Origin of the sequence: Bacteroides sp. (genome assembly GCF_029057325.1) — a bacterium.
Lineage (GTDB): Bacteria > Bacteroidota > Bacteroidia > Bacteroidales > Bacteroidaceae > Bacteroides.
Genome location: NZ_JAICZW010000070.1, coordinates 1 through 10,628 on the forward strand (window position 1 = coordinate 1; position 10,628 = coordinate 10,628).

Here is a 10,628-nt window from a genome sequence, read left to right on the forward strand (position 1 = left end):
CAGTTGGTAGAGCATAACCTTGCCAAGGTTAGGGTCGCGAGTTCGAGTCTCGTTTTCCGCTCTTATCACGCTTTTTTTACTTTTTTCATATTAATTTTTCAATAATTTATTTTGTTTGAGATTTTAGTAACTGAAAAAATCCCGCAAGACTTGAAGAAGCTTGCGGGATTTTTTTTTGTGGTTCGAATCATTGTTCCTTTTTCAAAGAGAATCCTAACATCATTCCGTCGTAGCTGTTGGCAAGCGAACCGATGGTCTGCAGGGTGGTGTTGCTGCTCTTGCTGGAAAGGAAGGTGATTAGTTTCAGTAATTTGTCGGAGTCGAACAGCAGGTCCATATTGGAAGAGGTGGTGTTGACCTTTGCGTTCATAGCTATCAGCTTTATGAACTTCAAGTTGACCTTTTGAGTGGATGAATCGTAGGAGTAAGTTCCTTTCAGATTTTTCTTTCCTATATTGACATTGAAAGTGCTGTCGGCTGCAAAAGCAAATGACATCTGTCCGGCCTTGATTCCTGCCTTTTCCAGTTGTTCGTTCAGTTTCTTTTCGGCTGCGGTGGCGGCAACGACTCCTCCGGCTTTTTGTAGAAGATTGTCTGATTTGAATTCAATGGCGGCACCGGTGTACGACCAGGAGCCGGTCATGTCTATAGATGTCTTGCCCGATATGGCATTTACTGCCTTTTCGATGTTCTCTTTGTTGAATAGGTCCTTAAGTGATTGCGCATGGCTGTTGGTGGTGGCTAACAACAGAGAGGCAACCAGCAGTTGCCGGAAAAATAATCTTTTCATTGTTTTTGTATGATTTATTGTTTAGTATTTATCGTTTTGTTGATACTTCCTATATAGTTGAGCAGTTCTTCTTTTCCTTGTCGGTTTTCGGAAGAGGTGATGAAGTAGGGGGGGAGTTCTTCCCATTGTTCTTGTAATTGCTTCAGATACAGATTAATATTGGTATTCAGTTTTCCACCTTTCAACTTGTCGGCTTTGGTGAAGACGATGGCGAAAGGGATGCCGTTCTCGCCCAGCCATTCGATGAATTCCAAGTCGATGGGTTGTGGCGCCAGTCTGCTGTCTATCAGGACGAAGAGGTTTGTCATCTGTTCGCGTTGAAGTATGTAGCTTTCGATGATACGTTTAATCTGCACCTGTCCTTTCTGTCCCCGTTTGGCATAGCCATATCCCGGCAGGTCCACAATATACCAGCTTTTGTTGATGAGGAAGTGATTGATGAGCATGGTTTTTCCCGGTGTGGCAGAAGTCATGGCGAGCCCTTTCCGTCCGGTGAGCATATTGATAAGACTGGATTTTCCCACATTGGAACGTCCGATGAAGGCATATTCGGGAAATGTGCCTGCGGGGCACTTCCGTACATCGGTGTTACTGATGACGAATTCAGCGTTTGTAATCTCCATTTTGCTTTGTTTTTTATTTTACGTGGGGCAAAGATAGTGTAAACTTGTGAAATAAGTGCTACCTTTGCCACACATAGGAGAATTTTGAGTATGAATGGACAATTTCCCTCGATATTATTGGAGAGAGCGGTCAATGAATTTGCCAAGTTGCCCGGAGTGGGGCGTAAGACAGCGATGAGACTGGTGCTTCATTTGCTTCGTCAAGATACGGCGGTGGTAGATGCGTTTGGCAATGCTATTGTCACGCTGAAACATGAGGTAAAGTATTGTAAGGTATGTCACAATATCTCTGACACGGAGACTTGTGGCATCTGTGCCAATCCGCAACGTGATTCTTCCGTGGTTTGCGTGGTGGAGAATATCCGGGATGTGATGGCGGTGGAAGCTACGCAGCAATTTCGCGGTCTGTATCATGTGCTGGGTGGGGTGATTTCGCCGATGGATGGTATCGGTCCCGGCGATTTGCAGATAGAAAGTCTGGTCAAACGGGTGGCTGACGGCGGCATCAATGAGGTTATCCTTGCCCTGAGTACCACGATGGAAGGAGATACGACGAATTTCTACATTTATCGCAAACTGGAAAAGATGGGGGTGAAGCTTTCTGTCATTGCCCGTGGCATTTCGGTGGGCGATGAGTTGGAATATGCCGATGAAGTGACGTTGGGCCGCAGCATCGTCAACCGTATTCCATTTTCGGGGACAACCTGATTGATGGTTAAAACAATTGTTTGGAAATTTTTCAATTCTTATTTTTTTCAATAACTGAATGGAAGAACAAATAAAGAAAACCGCAGCACGTGCCAAAAGCGCTTTTGCTTGTTTTTGGGTACTTCCTATCCTGCTTGTCCTATTCGGGGAAGTCGAAGGCGATTGGGTAGGGATGTATGCGGGCGATGCACGTGTCACTTATATGGCGGAGACAATCACCATATTGTTGACCGCATGTTGTGTCCCCGTCTCCTTGAAACTTTTTTCATGGATGCTGACTCGAAAAATAGATGTTGTAACACTTCCCCGGGCTCTCCGCCTTTATAGACTATGGGGAAACGTCCGGTTGGTGTTGCTTGCCATGCCGGTGTTGGTGGGGCTGCTCACCTATTATATGGTATTGGGCAGTACGGGTATATTGTGTGCGTTGATTGCGCTCACGGCTTCTCTGTTCTGTCTGCCCGGTGAGGAACGTTTGCGAAGAGAATTGCGTATCGATAAAGAAGAAATTTAATTCATAGCCAGTATGGGTAAATCTTATTTTTGCGGTGAACGGGTGCGTCTCCGTGCCATGGAGCCGGAAGATTTGGAAGTGATGTATGCCATGGAGAATGACCCTCAGTCATGGGAAGTGAGTAATTTCACCGTACCTTATTCTAAGTTTGTTCTGAAACAGTACATCGAACATTCCGAATGCGATATGTTTGCCGACCGGCAACTTCGTATGATGGTGGTGCGGCTGGAAGATGATGTGGTGGTGGGAACCATCGATATGATAGATTTTGTTCCGATGCACGGCCGGGGGGAAGTGGGCATTGCGGTGCGGAAAGAGTATCAAGGCAACGGCTATGCGAAAGAGGCGTTGAACTTGCTGTGCGACTATGCCTTCGGCTTTTTATATTTGAAACAACTGATAGCTCATGTCACCGTGGACAATGAGGCCAGCATACGCCTTTTTGAATCGTGCGGATTTGTGCGGTGCGGATTGTTGAGAGAGTGGTGGCGCGTAGAAGGTTGCTACAAGGATGTGGTGCTGTTGCAGTGTCTTCGTGAAGCCCGTTAGTTGAAATGAAAATAGTAAACAGACCGTTGCTTTGAGAAGAACATCGGGTAGAAAAGAGAATGCCGATATCCGTTTGGAAAGAGATATCGGTATTCGTTTATGAAGAGAATCTATCTTAAAAAAATAGCTGCTTATTGTCTGAGAGGATGGTTTTCGGCAAAGATTGCCATCCGTTCGTCCAATTGGGCATACTGGTGGTCTTTGATGAAAGAGGTGCAAGCACGTAATCCCTCCTGATGACTTCCAGTGGTCGCCAACGAGATGGCGCTTACACCATAATACATCAATTCTTTGGCCAGTTCGCCGCTGCTCATGCCCGGATAGCCGATGGTGAAGTAGAAACCGTTGGCAACAGGGTTGCCTAAATCGTTGTCATATACCAAATGAAATCCGTGACGCAGGAAAATCTCTTTCAGACGGCGGGCGCGTTCACCATAGACCTTCACTTCGCCGAGGAAGTTGTATTTTCCTTCATTGGCAGCCTTGAACATGGCGGCAAGGGCATATTGTGCGGAGTGGCTGGTGCCTGAAGAGAGGGCGTAGAGCACGCGATGAATGAATACCGTTCCGAAAGTGCCGCCTCCATACCGTTTGGTCAGTCCGGGATAGGCACGATGATAGAGCTTGTCCGAAATGCAGCTTACGCCGATGCGCTGTCCGGCATAGCTGAATGCTTTGGAGCCGGAGATTAGCAGTACATAGTGGTCAGTATAGCGTGCTACGGTCGGTTGGTAAGGAGGCTGGAACGGTTCGCTCAGGTTTTGGCGAAAATCCATGGCAAAATAGGCGAGGTCTTCCAAAACGATGACATCGTATTGGGTGGCCAGTTCGCCAATGATGCGCAACTCTTCTTCTTTCAGGCAAATCCAACTGGGGTTGTTGGGGTTTGAATAGATGATGGCGGAGATATTTCCTTGCCGGAGGTAGCTTTCCAGTTTTTCCCTCAGTTTGTCCCCACGGTAGTTATAGACATCGAACGTCTCGTATTTTTGCCCCATCACCACCAGCTGTTGTTTCTGTACCGGGAAACCGGGATCGATGAAAAGGATGGTGTCTCTCTTTTCATCACATTGGCTGCACGTGAGGAACGAGGCAAACGTTCCCTGCATGGAACCGGTGACCGGTACACAACCTTCGGGTGCTACATCCACGTTGATAAATGCTTTGATGAAACGTGAAGCTTCCTCTTTCAGGGCAGGCATTCCGTTAATGTCGGGATAGAGACTGGCTAGTCCGTTTTGCAGGGCTTCCACTTCGGCCTTCACACCGATGGCAGACGGAGGGAGTCCGGGTACGCCCATTTCCATCTTGATAAATTCCACACCTGATGCGGCTTCCGCATTGGCGGCAATGGCTTTTACCTCACGAATCGTTGCTTTGGCAAAGTCCGTGATATGAAAATCTTCGATAGTTTTGTCTATCAGTTTACGTTCAATAGGAGTATTTTTCATGACTGCAAAATTAATTTAGTTCTGCAAAGGTAGTATAAATCTCTTATAATCAATTGATGTGAAAAAAAGATGATTTTTTTTCGTTCAAGCTATTGCAGATATCAAAAAAATGCCTACCTTTGCAACCGCAATCGAGAGAGATAGCAACAATACTTGAAAGAATGGTGCGTTAGTTCAGTTGGTTAGAATACATGCCTGTCACGCATGGGGTCACGGGTTCGAGTCCCGTACGCACCGCAAGAGAAAGCGACATTAGTCGCTTTCTCTTTTTTTATATGTCAATGGCTAAGTCCGTTTATCCAGATGTTGCTGATAAAAACCTTAGGACCCGCTCTTTGCTCTCACGCGCCTCTTTTTCTATACCTTATTATATCAAAGCCACACCTCGGTACTTATGAGGTGTGGCATCCGAAACAATACTTACGCAACGCATTGTTGCGACCCTTTTATTTCACCTCTTCCAGATAGAGGACACGGCTGGAATAGTCGTTCTGCTTGTGATAGTCCACTTGGTGATTGTAGGGAATCTCCAGGCCGTTTGCCATCAGATAGGCACCGCTGAAAGATTTGTTTTCAAAGTTCAAAGGCCTGTTGTCAATGCGGTTTAGCTCATGTACCTTGTATTGCTTGTTGGGGCAGAGTCCGGCCATCTTTATGCGCGGCAGGTGTTGGTTGCAGAAGTGTTCGGTCTTCCACCAGTAGAACACGGCTTTGTCTTTCTCCGGTGCGACGTACATCAGCGAGGCTGCGCCTTGCTTGTCGTATGGCGACAGCAGGCGGTAGATGTCGCCTTGCTGCACGATGGGGCGGATGGTCTTGTATTCGGCAATGGCATTCTTGCAGAGGGCTTTCTCTCCGTCCGTCATGTTCTTAGGCTGGATTTCCATACCCAAACGGCCGCTCATCGCCACGTCAATGCGGTATTTCAAGGGGATGGTGCGGAATGTCTGATGGTTTGGGGCGGCGCTGATGTGCGAAGCCATCGCTACGGCAGGGAAGAAATAGGAGGTACCCCATTGCATGTAAACCCGTTGGAGGGCATCGGTGTTGTCGCTCACCCAAAACTCGTCGAAGTAGGGCAGGAGGCCGTAGTTGGCACGTCCACCACCACTGGCGCAGGCCTGAATGGTGAGGTCGGGATATTTGGCGCGGATGCGTTGGCACACCTTCTCGAATCCGCGATGGAATTCGATGTACAAGTGGCTCTGGTTATCGCTTGTCAGGTATTGCGAACCGTGGTTCATGATGGACATGTTGGCATCCCACTTGATATAGTCTATTTCGGGATAAGAGGTCATCAGCTTATCTACTATGTCGAAGATGAAGTCCTGTACGGCGGGATTGGCAAGGTCGAGTACCACTTGCGTGCCGCCACGTCCCAGGACGAGGTCGCGTTCGGGAGCCTTGATGACCCATTCGGGATGCCGTTCATACAGCTCGCTGGTCGTGTTTGCCATTTCTGGTTCAATCCAGATGCCAAACTTGATGCCGTGCTTCTTGGCATCGGACAGCAGGCCTTCGATGCCGTTTGGTAACTTGTTTTGGTCCACCACCCAGTCGCCCAAAGAGGAGTTGTCCGTCTTGCGGGGATATTTGTCGCCAAACCAGCCGTCGTCCATTACAAATAGTTCGCCGCCCATCGAGGCAATGTCTGCCATCATCTGGTCCATGCCTTCTTGGTTGATGTCGAAGTAAACGCCTTCCCAGCTGTTCAGCAGAATCTTGCGGAGCGTGGTGCCGTGCGCCAGCTTGTGCAGGCGTGCCCAGCGGTGGAAGTTGCGGCTGCTTCCGCTCAACCCTTCGCGGCTGTAAGTCAGTGCAAGTTCCGGGGTGCGGAACACTTCGTCTTTCTTCAGGCTGTAGGTGGAATTTTCCTCGTTGATTCCTGCAAAGAAGTGGTGGTATTCGTCGTCGTGGGTCTCAATGCGGAGTTTGTAGTTTCCGCTGTAGCAGAGGGCGGCGCCAATCACGTTGCCTGCATTCTCCTGCGGTCTGCCGTCCAGCGAGAACATCACTTCGGCATGCGCTGTGTGCGAGTTGCGGACACCATCTTTGTTCTTGATGATTTTCATTCCCGGTGTCAAAGGTTCTTGTGAGAGCCGCCCCTCGTTTGCCCACGTGCCGTAGAGGTGGGAGAGCCATACGTCGCCCCGACGGATGGGCAGGTAGGCGGAAGCGAACTGGTTGAGCACTACGGGCTTTTTCTCCTGATGGGAGATTTCTGTCCATGTCTCGATGATATCGGCGTCCTGCCATGCTTTGTAGCAGACGTTTACAAAGAAGGGATATACCTTGTCTTTCAGTGTAATCACGGCCTTCACGGCATCGGCCTCTTCGGTGGTGGTCACTTTCATCACTTCCAGTTGCAGCGTCATGTTGCCATCGGCGTGCTTCACGGCAAGTGCTGTTTCCGTAGGGCAATTCATTCCGTATTCAGGATAAGCCTCGTGCTTTGTTTGCACGGTTTCCAGATTTTGCAGGTCTGTTTCGGAGAGTTTGTTGCCGTAATATACATATTCCAGTTTTCCACCCTCCGGCGCGGCGAGCACCATCAAGGTGTTCGGGGTGGACAGACATACGTTTTGGGCGAACACGGCACCTGTCAGCAGCCACATTCCCATGAAAAGGTTCATTCGTTTTTTGAAATTCATGTTTTCCTTGATTTTAGATGATTCTTTTTCTGCTGCAAAAATAGGCGTTTTTGACGGGACAGAGTGATACTATTTTATCTTATTGTAGGATTTTTCTCTGCATTTGTTTGATGTGGCGCAAGCGGTGATAAGGTTTTCGGTTCCTTTATTGTGTACTTGCTCTTTTTTTTCTACCTTGCCGCCATTCAAACCAAAACATGTAAGGATGGAAGAAAAATGGAACGGAACGGCCGAAGCAGCAGGCCGGAGAGAGCGTTGGTGGAGAACGGCGGCGGATCTGGTCGCGTTTATGGTACTGTTTGGCGTATTGATGGTATTGGTGGGCATGCCTGTCATCGCATTAGGCTTTGGGAACGAAATGCGGGAGATTGTTCCGGGCAGTGTGCCTATTCCGCTGATGATGGCGCAAGAGGTCCTGATGCTGGTCTGCACCCTGTTGGCGGTGTGGATATTGTTGCGGTTCGGTATGCCTTTTACCGGATTGGGGCTTTCGTTGAAAGGGCGGGGGAAGGACTGGATTGCCGGAACGCTCTTTGCCATTGTGCTCTACCTGTTCGGTTTTGGGCTTTCTCTGTTATTGGGTGTGGTGGAGGTCACAGACGTTTCGTTCGATGCTTCTTCGTTGTTGATGAGCCTTCTGCTTTTTCTGTTGGTAGGTGTTGCGGAAGAGACGATGATGCGTGGCTTTGTGTTAGGTCGTCTATTGGATGGCGGTGTCAATCGGTTTGTGGCGTTGTTTATCTCTTCTACTTCGTTTTCTTTGATGCACTTCTTCAATCCGAATTTTGAGTTCTTGCCCTTCCTGAATATCCTTTTGGCAGGCGTGCTGTTGGGAGCTTCCTATATCTATACCCGCAATCTCTGTTTCCCTGTGGCTTTGCATTGGTTCTGGAATTGGCTGCAAGGTCCTGTGCTGGGGTATGAGGTGAGTGGCAATCGGTTCGGCGACACGCTCCTTACGCTTCGCCTTTCGGACGCGCACTTGATGAACGGCGGAAGTTTCGGCTTTGAGGGTTCTCTTCTTTGCACCTTTCTGCTGATAATCGGTTCGGGGCTTATCATCGGGCATTATGAAAGGAAGATCCGTCGTTTCCCATAAAGTTGCCTGTAAATGCGTGGCATTTCAGGTTTAATCTTCTCGTTTGTGCGATATGTCATCGTTTTTAGCTACATTTGCAGCACGAATTTGTAAATTGAATGCACTTTGGACTGGATTAATAGTTTGTTTGTCGAACACTCCGCTTTGCAGGCGGTGGTGGTACTCTCGCTGATTTCCGCTGTAGGACTTGGATTGGGAAAGATAAGTTTCTGGGGCATCTCGTTGGGGGTGACGTTTGTGTTTTTTGCCGGTATCGTGGCGGGACATCTGGGGCTTTCTATAGACCCGCAGATGCTGAATTATGCGGAAAGTTTTGGATTGGTAGTGTTTGTTTACGCCTTGGGCTTGCAAGTGGGACCGGGATTTTTCAGTTCTTTCCGGAAAGGGGGGATGCGGTTGAACATGCTGGCGATAGGGGTGTTGCTCATCGGCACGATGATGACGGTGCTGGGCAGTTTCTGCCTGAACGTGCCGTTGCCCGATATGGTAGGCATTCTGTGCGGTGCCACGACCAATACACCTGCCTTGGGAGCGGCGCAGCAGACGTTGAAACAGATGGGGCTGGAGACGAGCACTCCGGCACTGGGCTGTGCGGTGACCTACCCACTGGGAGTGGTCGGTGTCATTCTGGCCATACTTGTCATCCGCAAGGCGCTGACAACGAAGGAAGACTTGTTGCAGAAAGACAAAGAGGATGTGAACAAGCCCTATATCGTGGCTTTTCAGGTGCACAACCCGGCAGTTTTTGACAAGAGTATCAAGGAGATAGGGGCTTTGAACAACTATCCGAAGTTTGTGATTTCCCGTTTGTGGCGGGATGGCAATGTGAGCATCCCCACTTCAGAAAAAATTATCCGGGAGGGCGACCGCCTGCTGGTGGTTACGTCCGAACAGAATGTTCCGATGCTGACCGTGCTTTTTGGTGAGCAGGAACATACCGACTGGAACAAGGAGGATATCGACTGGAATGCCATCGACAGCCAGCTGATTTCGCAGCGCATCGTGGTGACACGTCCGGAACTGAACGGAAAGAAGCTGGGTTCGCTGCATCTGCGCAACCATTTCGGCATCAATATCAGCCGGGTCTATCGGAGCGGCGTGCAGCTGCTGGCCACGGCTGAGCTGACGTTGCAGCTGGGCGACCGCCTGACCGTGGTGGGTGAGGCCGCCGCCATACATAATGTGGAGAAGGTATTGGGCAATGCCATCAAGAGTCTGAAAGAACCGAATCTGGTGGCAGTGTTTGTCGGCATCGTCATCGGTCTTGCTTTGGGTGCCATTCCTATCTCCATACCGGGTGTCAGTGCTCCCGTGCGGCTGGGGCTGGCAGGCGGGCCTATCATTGTGGGCATTCTTATCGGCACATTCGGCCCTCGGATGCACATGGTGACTTACGTGACCCGCAGCGCGAACCTGATGCTTCGTGCGTTGGGGCTGGCGCTCTATCTGGCGTGTCTGGGATTGGATGCCGGCGCACACTTCTTCGAGACCGTCTTTCGTCCGGAAGGGGCGTTATGGGTGGGTATCGGTTTTGTGTTGACCATCGTTCCGGTGCTGATTATGGGCGTTGTCTCCTTCAAGTGGCTGAAAGTGGACTTCGGCACCACGACAGGAATGTTGTGTGGAAGCATGGCAAACCCGATGGCGCTGAACTATGCCAACGACACCATTCCCGGTGACAATCCGTCTGTAGCATACGCCACGGTCTATCCGTTGTGTATGTTCCTCCGGGTCATCATCGCGCAAGTGTTGCTGATGTTCTTTATCTGTTGAGAATTGAAAAATTGAAAAATAATTGATGGATGATAAATCTGAAATCATAAATCTAAAATCATCATGGGAACTATAACTCAGGAAAGTATTGTGGATGACTTGCGCTATTTACAATTGTTGTCGCGCACATTTCCTACCATTGCCGATGCCAGCACGGAAATCATCAATCTGGAAGCAATTTTGAACCTGCCGAAAGGAACCGAACACTTTCTGACGGATATTCACGGCGAGTATGAGGCGTTTCAGCATGTTCTGAAGAATGCGTCGGGTGCCGTGAAGCGCAAGGTGAACGAAATCTTCGGCCACACGTTGCGCGAGGCGGAGAAGAAAGAGCTTTGTACGCTGATTTATTATCCCGAAGAGAAACTGCAACTCATCAAGGAGCGTGAAACGGATTTGGACGACTGGTATCAGATTACGTTGAACCAGTTGGTGAAGGTCTGCCAGAACGTCTCTTCCAAATATACGCG

The 10,628-nt window shown here is 49.3% G+C and carries 10 protein-coding genes and 1 tRNA gene; 7 read left to right on the forward strand and 4 right to left on the reverse strand.

From position 1 onward, the window contains the following. Positions 1-187 precede the first annotated feature (187 nt). Both K2G43_RS04285 and yihA read right to left on the reverse strand, forming a co-directional pair. Positions 188-790, reverse strand: coding sequence for a DUF4923 family protein (locus K2G43_RS04285; protein WP_297645091.1), 603 nt, complete (start codon positions 788-790; stop codon positions 188-190). Positions 791-804: 14 nt separating this feature from the next. Beyond that, positions 805-1,413 (reverse strand): ribosome biogenesis GTP-binding protein YihA/YsxC, encoded by a 609-nt coding sequence (gene yihA, locus K2G43_RS04290; protein WP_297645093.1) that lies wholly within the window; start codon positions 1,411-1,413, stop codon positions 805-807. A 90-nt stretch (positions 1,414-1,503) separates the two neighbouring features. Here yihA and recR point away from each other — a divergent pair, with 90 nt between their 5' ends. From recR to K2G43_RS04305, 3 genes are read left to right on the forward strand one after another with little or no spacing between them, the layout of a single operon-like run. Further along, positions 1,504-2,121: a recombination mediator RecR gene (recR, locus tag K2G43_RS04295; RefSeq protein ID WP_297645096.1), complete on the forward strand. Its 618-nt coding sequence runs from the start codon at positions 1,504-1,506 to the stop codon at positions 2,119-2,121. A 58-nt stretch (positions 2,122-2,179) separates the two neighbouring features. After that, a complete protein-coding gene (locus tag K2G43_RS04300) occupies positions 2,180-2,635 on the forward strand; it encodes a hypothetical protein (RefSeq protein WP_297645099.1) in 456 nt (151 codons plus the stop codon). Positions 2,636-2,647: 12 nt separating this feature from the next. After that, positions 2,648-3,184, forward strand: coding sequence for a GNAT family N-acetyltransferase (locus K2G43_RS04305; RefSeq protein WP_300153122.1), 537 nt, complete (start codon positions 2,648-2,650; stop codon positions 3,182-3,184). Between the two features lie 131 nt (positions 3,185-3,315). On the opposite strand, the gene K2G43_RS04310 is transcribed toward K2G43_RS04305, so the two are convergent. Next, positions 3,316-4,635 carry a pyridoxal phosphate-dependent aminotransferase gene (locus K2G43_RS04310; RefSeq protein ID WP_300153124.1) on the reverse strand — a complete coding sequence of 440 codons (1,320 nt, stop codon included), beginning with the start codon at positions 4,633-4,635 and terminating at the stop codon, positions 3,316-3,318. A gap of 163 nt (positions 4,636-4,798) precedes the next feature. Between K2G43_RS04310 and K2G43_RS04315 the strand changes: the two genes are divergently transcribed. Further along, positions 4,799-4,872: transfer RNA gene (locus K2G43_RS04315), tRNA-Asp, on the forward strand. Between the two features lie 209 nt (positions 4,873-5,081). On the opposite strand, the gene K2G43_RS04320 is transcribed toward K2G43_RS04315, so the two are convergent. Then, entirely contained in the window at positions 5,082-7,286 is a 2,205-nt protein-coding gene (locus tag K2G43_RS04320) for an alpha-galactosidase (protein WP_300153126.1), read from the reverse strand. A gap of 205 nt (positions 7,287-7,491) precedes the next feature. Here K2G43_RS04320 and K2G43_RS04325 point away from each other — a divergent pair, with 205 nt between their 5' ends. From K2G43_RS04325 to K2G43_RS04335, 3 genes are all read left to right on the forward strand, one after another. Next, positions 7,492-8,385: a CPBP family intramembrane glutamic endopeptidase gene (locus K2G43_RS04325; protein ID WP_300153128.1), complete on the forward strand. Its 894-nt coding sequence runs from the start codon at positions 7,492-7,494 to the stop codon at positions 8,383-8,385. Between the two features lie 105 nt (positions 8,386-8,490). After that, positions 8,491-10,158, forward strand: coding sequence for a putative transporter (locus tag K2G43_RS04330; protein WP_300153129.1), 1,668 nt, complete (start codon positions 8,491-8,493; stop codon positions 10,156-10,158). A gap of 63 nt (positions 10,159-10,221) precedes the next feature. Further along, positions 10,222-10,628, forward strand: a 407-nt coding sequence (locus tag K2G43_RS04335; protein WP_300153131.1) for a fructose-bisphosphatase class III, incomplete at its 3' end; no start/stop codon positions are given.